The sequence below is a fragment of the Sphingobium sufflavum genome (genome assembly GCF_021403115.1).
Lineage (GTDB): Bacteria > Pseudomonadota > Alphaproteobacteria > Sphingomonadales > Sphingomonadaceae > Sphingobium > Sphingobium sufflavum.
This window is the reverse complement of record NZ_JAJSSH010000001.1, coordinates 282,454-300,132: the sequence shown is the minus strand read 5'-3', so window position 1 is coordinate 300,132 and position 17,679 is coordinate 282,454. Positions and strand designations below refer to the sequence as shown.

Annotated in this window: 19 protein-coding genes; 10 read left to right on the top strand and 9 right to left on the bottom strand. The window is 65.6% G+C overall.

The window, feature by feature from the left end:
• Positions 1-180 precede the first annotated feature (180 nt).
• From LWE61_RS01565 to LWE61_RS01540, 6 genes are all read left to right on the top strand, one after another.
• Positions 181-1,188 carry a DNA topoisomerase IB gene (locus LWE61_RS01565; protein WP_234148171.1) on the top strand — a complete coding sequence of 336 codons (1,008 nt, stop codon included), beginning with the start codon at positions 181-183 and terminating at the stop codon, positions 1,186-1,188.
• 341 nt (positions 1,189-1,529) lie between these two features.
• A complete protein-coding gene (locus LWE61_RS01560) occupies positions 1,530-2,306 on the top strand; it encodes a precorrin-2 dehydrogenase/sirohydrochlorin ferrochelatase family protein (RefSeq protein WP_234148168.1) in 777 nt (258 codons plus the stop codon).
• 97 nt (positions 2,307-2,403) lie between these two features.
• Positions 2,404-2,553: a hypothetical protein gene (locus LWE61_RS01555; protein ID WP_234148166.1), complete on the top strand. Its 150-nt coding sequence runs from the start codon at positions 2,404-2,406 to the stop codon at positions 2,551-2,553.
• Positions 2,553-3,506 carry a hypothetical protein gene (locus tag LWE61_RS01550; protein ID WP_234148164.1) on the top strand — a complete coding sequence of 318 codons (954 nt, stop codon included), beginning with the start codon at positions 2,553-2,555 and terminating at the stop codon, positions 3,504-3,506. The genes LWE61_RS01555 and LWE61_RS01550 overlap by 1 nt, the downstream gene beginning before the upstream one ends.
• Positions 3,494-4,465 (top strand): transposase, encoded by a 972-nt coding sequence (locus LWE61_RS01545; protein WP_234148162.1) that lies wholly within the window; start codon positions 3,494-3,496, stop codon positions 4,463-4,465. Before LWE61_RS01550 ends, LWE61_RS01545 begins: the two co-directional genes overlap by 13 nt.
• 66 nt (positions 4,466-4,531) lie before the next feature.
• On the top strand, positions 4,532-5,110 hold the full coding sequence (locus LWE61_RS01540; RefSeq protein WP_234148160.1) for a winged helix-turn-helix domain-containing protein: 579 nt from the start codon (positions 4,532-4,534) through the stop codon (positions 5,108-5,110).
• Between the two features lie 48 nt (positions 5,111-5,158).
• Here the strand turns inward: LWE61_RS01540 and LWE61_RS01535 are convergent, their stop codons facing one another.
• A complete protein-coding gene (locus LWE61_RS01535) occupies positions 5,159-5,611 on the bottom strand; it encodes an acyl-CoA thioesterase (RefSeq protein WP_234148158.1) in 453 nt (150 codons plus the stop codon).
• Positions 5,612-5,718: 107 nt separating this feature from the next.
• Between LWE61_RS01535 and LWE61_RS01530 the strand changes: the two genes are divergently transcribed.
• Entirely contained in the window at positions 5,719-6,591 is an 873-nt protein-coding gene (locus tag LWE61_RS01530) for an SMP-30/gluconolactonase/LRE family protein (protein ID WP_234148138.1), read from the top strand.
• Positions 6,592-6,832: 241 nt separating this feature from the next.
• Here LWE61_RS01530 and sciP read toward each other — a convergent pair whose 3' ends face one another.
• Positions 6,833-7,132 carry a CtrA inhibitor SciP gene (gene sciP, locus LWE61_RS01525; RefSeq protein ID WP_234148137.1) on the bottom strand — a complete coding sequence of 100 codons (300 nt, stop codon included), beginning with the start codon at positions 7,130-7,132 and terminating at the stop codon, positions 6,833-6,835.
• A gap of 77 nt (positions 7,133-7,209) precedes the next feature.
• Positions 7,210-7,440: a hypothetical protein gene (locus LWE61_RS01520; RefSeq protein ID WP_234148135.1), complete on the bottom strand. Its 231-nt coding sequence runs from the start codon at positions 7,438-7,440 to the stop codon at positions 7,210-7,212.
• A gap of 204 nt (positions 7,441-7,644) precedes the next feature.
• Between LWE61_RS01520 and mnmA the strand changes: the two genes are divergently transcribed.
• The 3 genes from mnmA to LWE61_RS01505 all read left to right on the top strand — a co-directional run bounded on the left by mnmA (position 7,645) and on the right by LWE61_RS01505 (position 11,109).
• Positions 7,645-8,733 (top strand): tRNA 2-thiouridine(34) synthase MnmA, encoded by a 1,089-nt coding sequence (gene mnmA, locus LWE61_RS01515; protein ID WP_234148133.1) that lies wholly within the window; start codon positions 7,645-7,647, stop codon positions 8,731-8,733.
• 129 nt (positions 8,734-8,862) lie between these two features.
• Positions 8,863-9,759, top strand: coding sequence for an alpha/beta fold hydrolase (locus LWE61_RS01510; protein WP_234148131.1), 897 nt, complete (start codon positions 8,863-8,865; stop codon positions 9,757-9,759).
• 72 nt (positions 9,760-9,831) lie between these two features.
• Positions 9,832-11,109, top strand: coding sequence for a GGDEF domain-containing protein (locus LWE61_RS01505; RefSeq protein WP_234148130.1), 1,278 nt, complete (start codon positions 9,832-9,834; stop codon positions 11,107-11,109).
• Positions 11,110-11,393: 284 nt separating this feature from the next.
• Here the strand turns inward: LWE61_RS01505 and LWE61_RS01500 are convergent, their stop codons facing one another.
• The 6 genes from LWE61_RS01500 to LWE61_RS01475 all read right to left on the bottom strand — a co-directional run bounded on the left by LWE61_RS01500 (position 11,394) and on the right by LWE61_RS01475 (position 17,172).
• On the bottom strand, positions 11,394-12,659 hold the full coding sequence (locus LWE61_RS01500) for an amidohydrolase family protein (RefSeq protein ID WP_234148129.1): 1,266 nt from the start codon (positions 12,657-12,659) through the stop codon (positions 11,394-11,396).
• A 133-nt stretch (positions 12,660-12,792) separates the two neighbouring features.
• Complete coding sequence (locus tag LWE61_RS01495) at positions 12,793-13,986, bottom strand: thiolase family protein (protein WP_234148128.1); 1,194 nt, start codon at positions 13,984-13,986, stop codon at positions 12,793-12,795.
• Positions 13,976-14,410: a Zn-ribbon domain-containing OB-fold protein gene (locus tag LWE61_RS01490; RefSeq protein WP_234148127.1), complete on the bottom strand. Its 435-nt coding sequence runs from the start codon at positions 14,408-14,410 to the stop codon at positions 13,976-13,978. Before LWE61_RS01490 ends, LWE61_RS01495 begins: the two co-directional genes overlap by 11 nt.
• Entirely contained in the window at positions 14,410-15,621 is a 1,212-nt protein-coding gene (locus tag LWE61_RS01485; RefSeq protein ID WP_234148126.1) for a CaiB/BaiF CoA transferase family protein, read from the bottom strand. The genes LWE61_RS01490 and LWE61_RS01485 overlap by 1 nt, the downstream gene beginning before the upstream one ends.
• A gap of 225 nt (positions 15,622-15,846) precedes the next feature.
• A complete protein-coding gene (locus LWE61_RS01480) occupies positions 15,847-16,701 on the bottom strand; it encodes an IclR family transcriptional regulator (protein ID WP_234148125.1) in 855 nt (284 codons plus the stop codon).
• A gap of 312 nt (positions 16,702-17,013) precedes the next feature.
• Positions 17,014-17,172, bottom strand: a complete 159-nt coding sequence (locus LWE61_RS01475) for a hypothetical protein (RefSeq protein WP_234148124.1) — start codon at positions 17,170-17,172, stop codon at positions 17,014-17,016.
• Positions 17,173-17,679: the final 507 nt, after the last annotated feature.

Below are 17,679 nucleotides of genomic sequence, written 5' to 3'. Positions count from 1 at the left end.
TCACCGGACGCGCGGAAAGTTCCCCCGCACTGCAACATTCTGTTCAACGCGGGCACTTCCGTTTGAAATAAAAAGAAAATTCTAATCATCCTACGTTTTCCACTCCTGCATTGGGTACCGCAGTCCACGAACCTTGACAGCTCCCGAACCCAAAGGTCGCGCCATGCGTTTCGTGCAATCATGGCAACCCGGTCCCCCGCGCACCCCTCCCCCCTCCGTTTCACGGACGACAGCACTCCGGGAATCGCGCGGCGCAGGAAGGGCCAATATTTCGCCTTCTTCACCGCCGACGGCGCGCGCGTCACTGATCGGGCGGAGATCGAACGGCTCCGCGCCATCGGCCTGCCGCCCGCCTATGAACGATGCTGGTACTGCCCCGACCCCGACGGCCATTTGCAGGCGACCGGCTATGACGCGCGCGGGCGCAAGCAATATCGCTATCACCCCGCCTATCGGGAGACACAGGACGCGGGCAAATATGCGGGCTGCGCGGCCTTCGGCCATGCCCTGCCGAAAATCCGTGCGCGGGTGGAAGCGGACCTGCGCCAGCGCAGCGTCAGCCGCGACCGGGCGCTAGCCGCCCTCGTCCGCCTGCTCGACATCGGCATGATCCGGATTGGCAACGACCGCTATGCGCAGGAGAATAAAAGCTATGGCGCGACCACCCTGCGCATGCGCCATGCGGCGGTCGAGGGCGGGGCGCTGCGCCTGTGCTATCGTGGAAAGTCCGGCAAGATGCACGAACGGCGCGTGCGGGATGCCGGCCTGACCCGGTTCGTGCGGGCGATGCAGGATCTGCCAGGCCAGCGCCTGTTCCAATATGTGGATCAGGCCGGCGCGCGACATGACGTCACCTCCACCGACGTGAACGCCTATCTCCACGCCCATATGGGGCCGGATATTTCGGCCAAGCATTTCCGCACCTGGGGCGGCAGCGTCACCGCCTTTGCCGCACTATGGCATGGCGAAGGCCAGATGACCCTCAAGACCATGCTGGACGAGGTGGCGCAGGCGTTGGGCAACACCCCCGCCATCAGCCGCAAAAGCTATGTCCATCCCGCACTGATCGACCTCGCCCGATCCGGCGACCAGCCCGCTTGGCGCGCCGCGGCCCGCCTGCCCCGCGCAACCCGATGGCTCAGCCGGGAGGAACGGGGCCTCATCGCCTTTCTGGAACAGGCGGGATGAGGGGACGCTGCTGGGCGGGGCCTGCGTCACCCGATACACCCTCCTGACGGACTGAGGCGATCGAGCCGTCCTGTGGCCAGCAACTTCGCGCTTTCTCTGCCCATCGGGACTTTGAAAGTCGCGTCTGGCAGGCAGCGCGTGTCGGTTCTGGCACCGTGCTCCATGATAGGGCGACGATGCCCGCCATCCACCATTTGCGGCCCAACAGTCGGATGCCTGCGTCCTCCTCGCCCTGCGCCGCCAATCGCGGGACGATGGGGGAATGACGCGAGAACAACCGCCACAATCCACCTCATCCTCTCCCTTCTGACATTCGCTGCCAATGCGGCTATAGCGGCAGGATGCACAGCCTCCCCCTCTTCCTGCGCCTTACCGGCCGTCCCGCCATCCTCATCGGCACGGGGGAGGCCGCCGATGCCAAGCGCCGTCTGCTGGAACGGGCGGGCGCGCTGGTGGTGGATGAGGATAGCCCGGCCGCCATCGCCATCATCGCCTGCGACGATGGCGAGGAGAAGGAGGCCGCCACCGTTCGCTTGCGCGCGCGCGGTGTGCTGCTCAACGTCGTGGACCGGCCCGACCTGTGCGATTTCACCATGCCCGCCATCGTCGACCGTGACCCGGTGATAATCGCCGTGGGCACCGGCGGAGCCTCCGCCGGTCTCGCCAAGGCGGTGCGGCAACGGATCGAGCGGCTGCTCCCGCCCCAGCTTGGCGCCCTCGCCCAGGCGCTGGATGCCGCCAAAGGCGCTATTCGCGGGCGCTGGCCGGATGCCCGCGACCGGCGCGGCGCGCTAGACGCCGGACTGGCGCAGGGCGGCGCGCTCGATCCCGTGGCCGTGCGGGACGGGGCGGAGGCTGTCACACGCTGGCTGGCCGCAGCCGATGACCAACCGCCTGCCCGCACCGTCGGCCTCACCCTCTCTTCTCCCGATCCCGACGAGTTGACGCTGCGCGCCGCGCGGCTGTTGGGGGAGGCGGACGTGGTGCTCTACGGGCCGGGCGTGCCGCCCCTCATCCTCGACCGCGCGCGGGCCGACGCGGTGCGCCGGCCCCTCCCGCCCGGCGAGCCTGCGGAGGACCGGCGCGGCCTCACCATCGTCCTGACGCTCGCCCCATGATGCGGGCTTCCGCAATATAACATCGTTGTAACTAGGGCCGAACGGGCACCCGACCCTAGCCTCGTCCCCGGCGCTACCGCCACGGAGGACCAAGATCATGCCGATTGCCCACACCCTGCCGCAGCTCAGCCTGGACGAGATCGAGGAACTGGACGCCCCCATCGCGCTGTTCGCCTGTGGCGAGGCATCCGAATCGCTCCAGATCGCGCAGGACGCGATCATCATCTCGCTGGTGTTCCACCGCTGATGGTGACGGCGGCATCCCGGCAGGCGGCCCCCAGCCCCGCCCCACCCACGGCACCTGCCGACGATGCCGCCGAAGCCCTCGACCGTCTGGGCAGGGCGGCAGCGACAGCGGAAGCCGCGCCGGATGTTGCGCAGGCCGTCGCCGCGCTGCGTCCCTTGTTCGAGGATGTGCGCTGGCTGCACGCCCTCGCCCGCGCCACGACGCAGAGCCTGAGCGCAGATCCCTTTCACCTGTTCGGCATGACCGCGATGACCAGCGGCGCCTTACAGCAGCTCCTGTTCGTCTCCGGTCCGCGCGCGTCGGTGACGCTCGGCACGCTGGGACGGCTCGATGGCAAGGCCGCATCCCCACCGACCAGCCATGCCTTCGTCGGCAACCGCAGCCTATTGCGTATCCTCTCGCCCGAACCGCTTGATGGACGCATCGCCCTGCTATCGCGCGTCACCGGCCTATGCCGCGACCGGCCGATTCGGATCATGCCCAACCGGATATTCGACATGGACGAGCGCCGCCGCGTGCTGTGGATCGCCCCGCCACCACGACAGGCCCTGTTCCTGCGCGCCCGTGTGCGCCGCCTGCCCGCACCGCTGGTCGGCACCTATGGCGTGGGGGAGGACAGACCGCGCGCGCTGGCGAATGGCGACGACGGGCTGGCCCGCTCGCTGGCCATGATCGCGGTGCTGCGCACCTTGGGCAAGGCTCCGCCGCTTGACGCCCTGCGCGCGCTGCTGCCCCGTGCGCATGGCGCGCAACGCTGGGCCTTGATGCGGGAGATGCTGGCGGTGGACACCGCCGCCGCCTGGCCCGACCTGACCCATATGGCGGGGGCCGAGCCGGACGGCGCGATCCGCGACGCGGCCAGCCGCCTGATAACCCGTCTCACACCCCGTTCCCGCTCTGATGCCAGCGCCCACCCCACCCCAGCGCAGGAGGCCGCCCCATGCCAGTCGTGATCGACCATGCGACCGACGCCGTCGCGACGCTGGCCGATCTGGCTGACCATTGCCGCAGCGCCGCCTTCGACCCCCAATGTCGGGACAGTCTGGCCGCCGCCGCGCCCATGCTCGCCGCACTGGGCAACGACCGGCGCTTCCTCAGCGATCTGGCGCTAGCCTCGCTGAAGGATGCCTGCCGGGAGCAGAGCCTCGCCAACGGCTATTCGCCGCAGGTGTTGATGCTGGTCCCGCCGGTGCCGGGCGGCTCCTTCTTCATCCGCGCCAATATCTGGCCGTCGGAACAGGACGCCATGCTGCGCGACAGCAGCCGGGCCGCCTATTATTACAATCGCCCGCACGACCATGCCTTCGACTTCCTGACACTGGGCTATGCCGGGCCGGGCTATTGGTCCGACTATTATGAATATGATGGCGTGGCCGATGGCACGGTGCAGGGCGTGGCGGGCGAGGCGGTGGACCTGCGCTTCATCGAACGCAGCCACCTCGAACAGGGCAAACTGATGCTCTACCGCGCCAATGTCGACATCCATGACCAGTTGCCGCCCGACGCCATGTCGGTGTCGATCAACGTCATGCCGATGAGCGATGCGCAGGCATGGCGGCGGCAATATTTCTTCGACCTGTCCGCCGGGCGGATCGAAGGATGCGCGACGATCACCGCCGCGGAAATCCTCCTGCCCCTTTCGGTCCGTTTCGGAGGAGGCAACGCCCGCGATCTGGCGGAGGATTTCGCCGTCCGGCACGGCGACCCCCGTATGCGGCTGGCGGCGTGGAAGGCACTGGAAGGACAAGCAAAAACGGCCGGCGAGCACGCCGCGCTGGCCGAACGGGCGCGCGCCAGCTCCTGCCCCCTGATCCGCGCCCATGTGGCGGGCGCGATGGAAACCATCGTGAACGGATCAAAAGCCGGTTTTCTCGACACTTTGCAATCGGACAAAAGGCAAGCCAGCGGTTGAGGCGGATCGGGGGCATGCCGTCGGATGGAGATCTGGCGTATCGGGAGGGACAGCGACGGATCGGACATGCCCGACCTGATCGGCCGCGCCGCGCGCCTGGGCTGCCCCCTGATGATCCGCGACCTGCCATCCGCCGTGCGGCTCGACGACCTCGACAGCGGCCACTGGCGCAAGGGATGCGACGCGGCCGAACCGATCCTGTTGTGGCAGGAGGCCGACGACGCACGCGCCCGCACCAGCGCTATATTGTCCGGCGCGGACGAAGTGATCGGGCCATGGATGGATCGGGACGAAGCGCTGGCCCGGCTGATCCGGCTGTCGAAGCGGCCCGGCGACCGGGGACGGCGCATGGTGCTGGGCGACCTCGACATCGACCTGATCGCCCATAGTGCGCGTCGCGGCGGCCGGGCGCTGGGCCTGCTCGCGCGGGAATATGAACTGCTGCTCCACCTCGCCCGCCATTGCGGCCGGGTGCAATCGCGCCAGACATTGTTGCAAACCATCTGGCGGCTGGGCTTCGACCCTGGCACCAATGTCGTCCAGGTCCATATCTCGCGCCTGCGCGCCAAGCTCGACCGGGGCTTTGCCCGCCCGATGCTGCATACCGTGCGCGGCGCGGGCTATTGCCTGACGGTGGCGGGGTAGCGCCGCACCACGCGGCTCCGGCCCGCTCCCCCTCCCGCTATTCGCCGGTCAGGACTCGTCACCCTCCGGCGCCGCAACGAAGAAGGGGCGCATGCGGGTGCGCAGTTCGTCGGTCACCATGCCACGATCCTCGCCGCCGCCCTGCACCACCATCACCGTCTCGCAGGTCGCGCAACATTCGCCATTCTGAAAGGCCGCGGAACTGATCGTCCAGCTCCGGTTGCCAATCCGGCGCAAGCCGGACGCGATGGTGATATCGTCCGGCATGTGCATTTCTTCCAGATAATTGATCGCGACCGCCGCGACCAGCCAGCGCACGCCTTGCTCGCGCGGGTGGGTCTGCAACTGCTGGTGGAAATTCACACGCCCCGTCTCGAACATGCTGGCGATGGCGACATTATTGATATGGCCCATGGGGTCGAGATCGGCATAGCGGGGCGGCACCGCCACGCTATAGGGATAGGTGTCCTGGTTCAGCATCCAGGGGGAAGGGCGGGCCATGTCATGCTCCGAATTACAGCGTTTGCGCGGAGCATAGCGATCATGACGTCACAACGGAAAGGCCGCCCGTCCGGGGTCCGGCATTTTGTACAGGAGCACGGCTTTTCATGTCACAGGTGACGACAGCCCTCGCGGCGGAGGCGATCCTCGGCGAATGTCCGCGCTGGCACGCGGAGGAATCGCGCCTCTACTGGGTCGATATCGCGCAGAACCGGCTGCATCGTTTCGACCCGGCCAGCGGACAGGACGATGTCCGCACCTTCGACGCACCGGTCGGCTGCTTCGCCTTTGTCCGGGGTGGCGGCCTGCTGCTGGGAATGAAGGACGGGCTGGCGATGCTGTCGGGCTGGGATGCGACGCCCGTCCCTTTTGGCGAGCAGATATTGGCGGGGCGGCCGGACCTGCGCCTCAACGACGGGCGGACGGACAACCGGGGGCGCTTCTGGGCGGGCAGCGTCAACATGGCGAAATCGGCTGAGGACGCCGCCCTCTATCGCTTCGACCCGGACGGGCGGGCGACGCTGATGCAGGATGGCATGCTGACCTGCAACGGCGCGGCGTTCAGCGCGGACGGCCTGCGCTTCCACCATGCCGACACGCCCAGCCATGCCCTGCGCACCTATCGCGCCGACCCGCAGGCGGGCACGCTGCATGACGAGCATGTGCTGCACCAGTTTCCCCATGGTCAGGGACGGCCCGACGGCGGTTCCTTCGACGAGGCGGGCTTTTACTGGAGCGCCCTGTTCGATGGCGGACGGGTGGTGCGCATCGCGCCGTCGGGGGAGGTGGTGGAGAGCATCGCCCTGCCCGTGCCCCGTCCGACGATGATCGCTTTTGGCGGGACCGATCGCCGCACCGCCTATGTCACCTCCGCGCGGAGCGGCCTCGATGCCGGGGCATTGGCGGCCGCTCCGCTGTCGGGGGCGATCCTCTCCTTCCGGGTCGATGTGCCCGGTGTGGCGGAATGGGATTTCGGCTGATCCCTTTGCCACCATCCTGAAACCATGGCCGGTCTGGGGTGACGGGGCGGTGCCGCTGCGATGGGGCGTGCCGGTAATGGGCGGGAGACCAGACTACCGGACGGCGCGCCGCCGGGGCCGCATGATGCCTTTCGGATTGGCAAGGAGCGACCGGGCGCCCCCGCCGCCATGCCCGCCGCTGATCGCCGGTCGGGTGGGACGGGCTGGCAGCATCGGCGGCGGCATGGGCGTTCAGCGTGGATCAGTAACGCTGCTGGCGTTCGTACAGGGATTTATAATGCTGGATGCGGGTGACGCGCAGGCCGGGCATACCCGAACGGTCGACCGCGCGCTGCCAGCTGGCGAACTCCTCCAGCGTCAGCGAATAACGCGCGCAGGCTTCGTCGACCGTCAACAGGCCGCCGTTGACGGCTGCGACGACTTCCGCCTTGCGCCGCACGACCCAGCGGGTGGTGCTCGGCGCGGGGAGCGAATCGATGGTCAGGGGTTCGCCAAGGGGGCCCACGACCTGTGCCGGACGGATTTTCTGGTTTTCGATCATTCTACCCTCAATCACCGGCGAGCCGGTCAATCAACACTTCGGTGGAGCCGGTTTCGCAGCAAAGTTTTGCCCCTTGCCTAAGCGCCACGGTAAATGCCCCCTTCACCTTCTTCTGTTCCCGACAGGTAGCGGGCGATGGCGTGGTTGAACGCGCCTCTCGCCATGCCGCTATCCATCCCGCTCTCGACGAAGAGGCGCACCATGCGGTCCGCCGGCTCTGCTCCCACATCCGTCCCGCACGTCCGCATGGCGGTCGCTGTGGGCAGGATTCGCTGCCGTGCGGCAAGCACGGCCAGAAGCGTTGGCACATTCGGGATCCGGGTTCCCCGCCGACTAAACTGGTCCGGCTCCATGGGCGGGGGAAGGATCACGCTGTGCATCGTCATCCGGGCTTTGTAGCAGCCAAAGGATAAACGCCCGTAAAGGCCGCGCTCAGAGTTGCTTAAGGGTGGTTTGCAAAGTGTGACCAAACGGGCTGGCCGCCCGGCCCCGCCGCGCCTATATGCCGGGCCATGCAGCCATCCTTCCAACTGCCCCAGCCGCTGGCCGCGCGGCGCATCGTCGTCGCCATGTCGGGCGGGGTCGATTCCAGCGTGGTCGCCGCGCTCGCCGCGCGCACGGGGGCCGAAACCATCGGCGTGACACTCCAGCTTTACGATCATGGCGCGGCGGTGGGCCGCACGGGCAGTTGTTGTGCGGGGACCGACATCCGCGATGCCCGCGCCGTCGCGGACCGCATCGGTATCGCCCATTATGTCTTTGATTATGAAAGCCGTTTCCGCGAATCGGTGATGGATGATTTCGCCAACCAATATCTGGCGGGCCGCACCCCCATCCCCTGCGTGAAGTGCAACATGGGGGTGAAGTTCACCGACCTGTTCACACTAGCCCGCGAACTGGGCGCGGACTGCCTCGCCACCGGCCATTATGTGCAGCGGATCGAGGGGCCGGGCGGCGCGGAACTGCACCGGGCGGTCGATCCGGCGCGCGACCAGAGCTATTTCCTGTTCGGCACGACTCAGGAGCAACTCGACTATCTGCGCTTCCCGCTGGGCGGCATGGAGAAGAGCGTGGTGCGGCAGATCGCGGGCGAACTGGACCTGTCGGTCGCGCTGAAGCCGGACAGCCAGGACATATGCTTCGTGCCCGACGGCGATTATGCGGGCGTGGTGCGTAAGCTGCGGCCGGAGGCGGAGACGACCGGCGAAATCGCCCATGTCGATGGCCGTGTGCTGGGCGAGCACAAGGGCCTGATCCATTTCACCGTGGGCCAGCGCAAGGGGCTGGAGATCGGCGGCCAGCCCGAACCGCTCTATGTCGTGCGGCTGGAGGCGGAGCAGCGACGCGTCATCGTCGGCCCGCGCACCGCGCTGGCGGTGGCCAGCGCCCGGCTGTCCGACATCAACTGGCTGGGCGGCGCGGAGCGGGAGGGGCGTTTCCTCGCCAAGGTCCGTTCGATGGCCAAGCCCGTGCCCGCGCAGCTGGCCGGCGACCGGCTGTTCTTCGACCAGCCCGAATATGGTGTCGCGCCGGGACAGGCCGCCGTCCTCTATCAGGGCGAACGAGTGATGGGCGGCGGATGGATCGAGGAAACCGCCTGACGGTCCCAAGGGCTTTGCGCAGTAATACCGTCCGTCCCGCCCTGCCCGTCCGGCGATCCCCGCCCAGCCACCCCCGTGAACAATTCCGCGTCAGCCGGGGTTCAGCCGGACCATGGGAGTTTCCCCGCCATGCCCCCTAAACCCATGACGCCCGCGAACCTTCCCACCCGCCGCGACAGCCTGCGCTATATGCTCCTCGCCGCAGCCGGTGCGGCAAGCACCCTCACTCTGCCCGGCCTGCTCCACGCCGCGCCGCCGCCTCCCTTCACCTCCCGCCGCATCGTCGTGCGGGCGGAGGGCGCCGGGCCGGACGTGATCCTGATTCCCGGTCTCGGCGGCGGTCCCGGCACATGGTCCCGGCTGGTCCGCGACCTGCCCGGCTGGCGTTGGCATCTCGTCCATGTCCGCGGTTTTGCCGGTCTCCCCGCGGGCGCCAATGCGACGGGTGAACTGCTCACCCCGCTGGCGGACGAGATCGGGCGTTATATCCAGGAACAGAAGCTCGGCGCACCCGCCGTCATCGGGCACAGCATGGGCGGCACGCTGGCGATGCTGGCCGCGTTGCGCGCACCCGCCCGCGTCGGCCGCCTGATGGTGGTCGACATGCTGCCCGCCGCCGCCGGGATGATCGGCGGCACGGCAGAGGGCATGGGCTTCCTCGCCAGACAGCTCCGCAGCTATTTCACCGGCACCGTCGCGGGCCGCCGCGCCTTTGCCCAGTTGCTTCAGGACGCGACGCCCAGCGGCCGGGACAGCGATCCTGACGTCATCGCGGATGCGCTGGACGAACTGGCCGCCCTCGACCTCGGCCCGCGCCTCGCCGCGATCCGCGCGCCGCTGACGGTCGTGCCCGCCTTGCCCGCCGATGCGCAGACCGCCGCCGCGCTCCTCTCCCGCACACGCACCGCCTGGCGACCTGCGCCCGGCGCGCGCATCGTCCCGGTCCAGCCCAGCGGCCATATGGTCATGATCGACCAGCCCGCGAAGTTCGCCGCGACCGTCCGCCATTTCCTCCGCCACCCATGACATAATCTGTTACTTGATTCCGCACCGCACAACGCTAGCTATGCCGCAATTCCAGCCAGCCATGAGGACGCAATGATCGGGAGCCTTCTGCTCATATTGCAGGCGCTGCTATATTTCGCGGTCATGGCGACGCTGTTCCGGGCGCGGCGCACCATGGGCATGGGCGTGTTCGTCTGCGCGCTGGGCGTCATGCATTTCCTCGAAACCTATCTGGCGGCGGTGTTCTTCATCGAACTGCCCTTCGGCCTCATCTCCCCCGGTTCCACGGTCATGTTCGCGGGCAAGCTGGCGATGATCCTGATGCTCTACATCCGGGAGGATGCGGAGACGGTGCGCCAGCCCATCTATGGCCTGCTGATGGGCAATTTCCTGATGGTCGCGCTGGCGGGCGTTCTGCGCTTCTACACACCGATGGAGTTGCCGGGCGGCGTCCGGCCCGACCTGACCCTGCTGGACCAGCTCGGCGCGCTGATGATCTGGGGCACGACCCTGCTGTTCATCGACAGCATCGCCATCATCCTCCTCTACGAACGGCTGGAACGCTGGGTGGGGCGGGCCATGTTCCCCCGCGCTGCGCTCTCCCTCATCGTCATCCTCAGCTTCGATCAGCTCGGCTTTTTCGCGGGCCTGCACCTCATGACCGGCACGCCCGCCGCCGCGCTGCTGGGCGGATGGATGGCCAAGATGGCGGCGGCGATCCTCTATGCCATCTTCATCAGCGCCTATCTCCATCTGGTCGAACGGCATGACGACGGGACCGTGCACGCCGACGGCCAGCGGCTGAGCGACATTTTTGCCAAGCTGACCTATCGCCACCGCTACGAGGCGCTGCTGCGCGACAGCGGCATCGACGCGCTGACCGGCGTGCTCAACCGCAGCCAGTTCGAAACATCGGCGCAGGCCAGCGTCGCGCGGGCCTTGAGCAACCGGCGACCGATCAGCCTGGCCATCGTCGACGTGGATCATTTCAAGCAGATCAACGACCGCCACGGCCATGTCACCGGCGACGACGTGCTGCGCCAGATCGCGCAGGCCCTGCGCGCCAGCGTCCGCGCCAACGACCGCATCTTCCGCTACGGCGGGGAAGAGTTCGTGGTGCTGAGCGAGGGCATGAACCATGAGACGGCGCTGATCCAGGCCGAACGGCTGCGCGCCGCCGTGCCCGCCGCCTTTACGGGGTCTTTCGCGCTCGCCCCCACGGTCAGCATCGGCCTCGCGACCGCGCCCGGCGATGGCAGCGACCTGATGGACCTGATCCGCCATGCCGACCGCCATCTGTATCAGGCCAAGCATGACGGACGAAACCGGGTGGTGGGCAACAACGCGCCCGACGGGGAGCAGGCGGGCTAACGTGGCGCGATAGAGGCCGGCATGGCTTGATCGATACCACCCCAGATCAAGTCCAGAACGACACCACACCCATCTCGTCATTGCGAGCGTAGCCAAGCAATGACGAATCCGTCTAACGTCCACCGCACACGGGAAGGCGCTCCCCGTCCAGCCGCCACCCATCGTCCGGCCAGCGGCAGATTGCGCGACGCGCCCCGTCCACCCCAACAAAAACACCCCGGCACAGGGCCGGGGCGTCAAGCCGATCGAGCACCGGACTGATAGCCCGGCAGCCCCTCGGATGCTCAGTCGATGCGGAACAGCTTCGCGCAGGTGTTGCAGATGATGTCGCGAATCGCCTCCTCCGGCACACCCTCGAAATCGCGCAGGATGATCTCGCGCGAATGGGGGAAGGTGGTTTCCGAATGGGGATAGTCGGACGACCACATGATGTTGCCCGCGCCGGGCAGGTCACGGCTCAATATGCCCGCCCGATCCTGAATGAACGACCCGAAGACATTATGGTCCATATAATAGCTGGGCGGCTGCTTGAGCGGGCTTTCGGTCCAGAACCGCTGCCGCTCCCATGTGCGCGTGGTATATTCGGTGAACCAGGCGAACCAGCCGACCCCGCTCTCGACCGATGCGATCTTGAGGTCGGGGAAGCGGTCGAAGATGCCGTTGAAGATGAAGATGGCGATGGGTTCGGCCATCGCCGTCTTGCTCATCGGCATGTCGGGCAGGAAATGCTGCTTGTCGCCAAAACGCGGCACCCGCGCGCCCAGGTGGAAGGTGACGACCATGTCATGGTCGACGATGGTCTGCCACAACCGGTCGAACTCCGGCTGATAATATTGCAGCTCGCCCTTGGGGTCGCCGGTCAGGGCGGAAACCTGTCCGTCCTTCATATTCTTGACGCCGGAACTGGTCTTCCACGCGCTGGCGTTCTGCGGGAAGGCCGGCAGGTTGATCGCGCGAAAGCCCTTCTTTGCGAGGCGCTTCACCTGCGCGATCGTCTCGTCGATGTCGCGCATCGGCACATAGCCGATGGGGACGAGGCGGCGCGGGTCGGCCGACGCGAAATCCATCACCCAGTCCTGATAGGCGGTGTAGCTGGCCATGTAGAGTTCGTCGTTGGACGTGCCCAGCGGGCCGCCGCCGAACAGCACGGCGGCATCCATCCCGTCGAGGTCCATGTCGGCCAGACGCTTGTGCGGGTCGTAGGTGTTGCGCTGCTCGGACAGCTTGCCGACCATCTTGAAGTCCTTGCCCGCGCGGCCGGCCTGGTTGTTGATCATGCGGACCGGGCGGCGATTGCCCTCGAAGACGATATAGTCGACCTCGTCCCCTTCCTCGATGACCGGGGCCTGATCCTTGAGGTTCGCGGGCAGATAGTCGCGCCACATATCATAGGGCGGGTCGATATGGGCGTCGGCGTCGACGATACGGCCCAATGTCCACGCTGCCTTGCCGGCGTCGCTTCCGGCTTCGGTCGCCACACCGGATCCGGCGCCACCTGCATTGCCCTCCGCCCCGGCTCCGGCACGTTCTGCAAGACCTGTATCGCTCATCGTTCCAAGCTCCTACTGCCGCCGACTCATCGGCTCATTATTCGATATTGCAAATTTCATATCGCTATTTGGAAATATGGTCAAGCCGAGGCCTTTTTTCAAAAGGGCGTTTCGGTTGTAAAACCTGTGTTGTTCAGTCGGTCCGCAACAGCAGCGCGCCATAGCCATAACCGCCATTTGCAACGGCGCAGACCTTCGCTCCCTCGACCTGCCGTTCGCCGCCTTGACCCCATAGTTGCAGGCACGCCTCATAAGTGTGCCCATAACCATGGAAACGTCCGGCGGAGAGCTGGCCGCCGCTGGTGTTGAGCGGCAATTCACCGCCCAGCCCGATCCGCGCGCCCCCCTCGACAAAAGCCGCCGCCTCACCCGGCCTGCACAATTGCATCGCCTCCAGCCACAGCAGGGTCAGGATGGAAAAGCCGTCATAGATTTGCGCGACATCCACATCCTTCGGCGTCAGGTCGGTGTGCGACCAGAGCATGTCCCCCGCCCGTGTCGCGGGCAGGCTGGTGAAATCGCCTTCATGCAGGCCATACCCCAGCCCACCGATCGCCATACCCATCGCCTCGATATGGATGGGTGGCAGCTTCAGATCCCTGGCCGCATCCCGGTGGGAGAGCAGGATAGCCGTCGATCCATCGATATGGGTATCGCAATCATAGAGCCGCAGTGGCGTGGAAATCACCCGTGACGCCATATAGTCGTCGAGCGTCAGCGGCTTGCGATAGATGGCATTGGGGTTCTTGCTGGCCATCGCCCGCGCATTGACGGCGATGGCGCCCAGTTGCTGCGACGTCGCACCATATTTGTCGAAATAGGCCTGAGCATAGAGCGCATACATATTGGTCGGCGAAATCGCATTGAACGGCACCGACCATTGATTCGCGCCCTCGACACGCGATGGCTGGCCCGCCTTGCCGAGCAGCGTGGACGACCTGGAGCGCAGCCGAGCCTGCGCCTGCGTCACGGTGCGGAAGACCAGAACATGGCGGCACATACCACTGGCAATGGCCTGCACCGCGCTGATGACCGCGCCCAAATGGGCATGCCCCTCGGTCGACGCGCCGATCCATGTCGGCTCCATGCCCAGCGCCAGCATCGCCTCGGTCGATCCCACGGGGGAGAAGCCGCCCGTGTCGCCCGACCGGCCGGGAAAGGTGGTGATGCCGTCGATGTCGCGCGGAGTCAGCCCTGCGGCCGTGATAGCCGTCATGCAGGCATCGACGGTCAGTTGCAGCGCGGATTTGCTCGACGGACGCCCAACCTCCGACTGACCCGCACCCGTGATGCAGACCTGCTTTTCGGCATGTGCGTTACCGGTCATCGTGGATCTCGAACATCGGCAACCAGACATCCTCATGCTGTTCGAAGGTCACGGTGACAGCCAGGCCTATCCGCACCGCCTCGACCAGGCCGAGGATGTTGGCGAAAACATAGAGTTGCGACTGCTCTTCCAGTTCCACCGCAGCATAGACGAAGGGAACCTTCAGCCCCGGCAGCCAAGCTTCCCGATTAACCGTATAGGTTGCGATCCGCCCGCGGCCGGATACCGCGACGGGCGCCACATCCGCACTATGGCAGGCACGGCAGCGCGGCAACGGCGGGTGCTGGTAAGTCCCACAGGCCGCGCACTGCTGGATCAGCAATTGGCCATTCGCCCCGCCAGTCCAAAAAAAGGCCGTCTCCGGCTCCAGAAGCGGTAACTGCCGTTTCGGCTCGGGGCGGGCCTCGGTTGAAGCCTCCGGCATCAGAACACCACTCCAGCGACCTTCAGGTCGATGATGGCATCCTCGTCATAGCCAAGGCTGGACAGGATCGCATCGCTGTCCGCGCCCAGTTCCGGCGCAGGACTGGCGGGCAAGGACGCGCCATCGAACTGCATCGGCACGCTAACCATGCGGAGCGTTCGGCCATCCTCATGCGTGACTGGCTGGAGATAGTCATTGGCCTGCACCTGACAGTCATCCTTCATCTCGCCCACATACTGGACGACATCCCATTGCCCATCCTGCCGGGCCAGAATTTCACGCCACTCCGCCAGCGTCCTGCTGGCGAACATCGCCTTCAGGTCCGCATAACAGTCCGCCAGGTGGGTGCGACGCGCAGCATTGTCGGCATAGCGGGGGTCGGCGGCGAGGTCCGGACGCCCTGCGACTTCGCACAGCGGCGCCCAATAGCGTTGCGCCTGCAACATGCACAGCGCCAGAAAGCGGTTGTCCTTCGTCCGATAATTGCTGACTAGCGGATTGTTGGGCAGGTTGTTAGCGGGCCGTGGGAAACGCTCCAGATTCTCATGGGTGGACTGGGTGATCGCCCGCTGCATCGCCCACATGGCAGTGCCGAGCAAGGACACGTCCACGTCCGACGCCTGACCGGTCATCGCCCGCTGCGCGATGGCGGCGGAAACAGCACCCGCCAGCATTGCGCCGGACAGGCAATCTCCAAAAGCCGGTCCCGGTGGGGCGATGGGCAGGTCGCAATCCTCCGCGCTCAAGGACGAAGAGATGCCGCCCCGCGCCCAGAAGGTGATGGCGTCGAAACCACCGCGATGCGCTTCCGGTCCCCGCTGGCCTACGCCACTGCCCACGGCATAGATGATATTCGGGAAGCGCCTTCGGATCGACGGCAGGTCGATACCCATCTTTGTCCGCGCCGGTGGCAACAGGTTGGTCAGGAACACATCGGCATCCTCCAGCAGCTTGTGCAGCACCTCCAACCCCTGCGGCATTTTTAGGTCGAGGGTGATGCTGCGCTTGCCCCGGTTATAATTCTCCCAAGAAAAATCGAAGGCGGCTTCCGCATTGGACATGCCAATCTTCAGCCCACGGATCGGGTCACCGGTCGGTGGCTCGACCTTGATGACGTCAGCGCCCAGATCCGACAATATGCCGCCAGCGGCGGGCACGAACGCCCACATAGCGACTTCCACAACCTTGATGCCCTCCAGCGGCCTTGCCATATTTTCTCCACAAATGAACGGACATCAGGCCGCCCTCATACTTGTTCCATATTTGGAACAATCAATCGAATGTGTGAATATGGTGCCAGCCTTTACGCCATGAGGCAAGGGGCGGCTACCCAGATTCGTCACATCCATTCGGAGAAGCGGGAGAAAGCGTTGGTGGCCATTCTTTCCTGCCCGATCAACAGGGGCGCAGGATGGCGAGAGGTTAGTGACCAGAACCTATAGCGTCGCAGGTGGAACCCGGCTGATGAAACTGGACAATCGTTCGCATGTTTCGCGCACCTCGGCACCGAGAGCGATGATCTCGTCGCCCGTCAATTGGCCCTTGAAACCGCTGAGCGCGATAACGAAGGCGACGCGCCGCCGCGCGTCATAAATGGGCGCCTGAATATAGCCGGGCCAATATCTGCCGTCCGAATCGATGGCCAGCAACGGCTCCATCGTCTGGTCCAGCATCTCCCAACTCGCCTGCCGGTCCAGGGCGGAGACGATATTGGGCGTATGGGCGGTACGCTGGCTGGCTCCGAAACCGTGGCTGCGGATGAAGTCGATGCTCTGCAGCATTCTTTCACGCTGGTCGACACGGGGCTTCGGGTCGAGTGTGTCGAGCCAGTCGTTCACCTCTGCGGTCGACGCCCAGACGAAAAAGACACCCGCATATTGCGCGAGCAGCGGCAGATGCGCACCGCGCACCGTGCTATGCCCCACATTTGACAGCGCCGCAGCCCGGTCGAGAATTACTGCGTCGCCATCCTCCAGCGTACACAAGGCGCAGATTGCATCATATTTGTCGGCCAGCGCCCGCATCTCCGGCTGGGCGACGCGCGTGGGAGAGAAGCTGTCCTTGGCCACCTCTCCCATCGCGATCAGCGCGGGACCGAGGACATAGCTCTTGTCGCTGGCGCGGAACAGATACCCCGCCTCGACCAGCCCGCCGAGCAGCGCATGGCAGGTCGCCCGGCTGAGCCGCAGGGCGCGGACGATGTCGGTCAGCGTGAAGGACTGGCCGGGATGGTCGGAGATGAAATTGAGGATGGAAACCACACGGCCCACGCCGGGAGATGAACGGGACATGCTGCTATTCACCATACCGAGACGGAGAGACTGCTGGTCAACTGCTAGGCGCACGCTCCCGGAAAATCAACGGAAGCAGCCGCATCCCCTGGCATTTTATTCGCCATTGCGAACCTGCCTTATCCAATTTGCCGTACGACAGGCGCATCGTGCAACGCCTTAACGGCGTCACCGTCAGGATTCGGCAATCCGGCTGAGTCTCCCTTCTACGGCCACATCCAGTGCCAGCGTGATCCGCGATGCATGGCCGTAAAACCCCGCGATCATCACTAGGTCCAGCAATTCCGCCTGCGCAAAATAGCGCGCGGTATCCTACCAGATGGCATTGCTCATGGCATGATGCTTGACGGCCTCCATAAACAGGATTGCCGTCTGATCCCCGTCCGCAAAACCCGGCAGATCGCCGTCACGGAGCGGTACCTCCTCCACCGTCACACCGACCATCTGCGCGATACGGAATGCTGGGTCCATTCCACCGCGGCCTGGAGCCGCACTACGATCCGCAGTATGTCCTGTTCCCGCACACGCTGCGGCACATGTGTGGCTTGGTGCACACCCTATCTCCCACGCGCACAACAGGTCCGCCATCGGCGCATTATGATAGAGCACACGGTGCAGATTGTTCCGCATAGCTTCGCCCATCTCCGGCGGCCACACCGCATTATCAATCCGCGCCATGACCCCATTCTCCTTTGATATATGCATCGGTTCTACCTTCCCAACGGACAGCAGAGCCAATCGCGCAATCGAAACCTTCAACAAAGCCCTGGGCAGGCTTGACACGATGGCCACAGGCCATGCGACGATCGCACGGCAGCGGCCGCATCACCGCTCATTTGATCCTTCGTCCAGCAAAAACGCTCAATGCGCCAGCACGGTCGAAGCCTTTTGCATCTCCTTCCGGACTGCGGGAATTTGGCAGCGCTTACCCAGCCCCGGCCATGTCGGGAAGCACCAGCCCAAAGAACCATAACAACA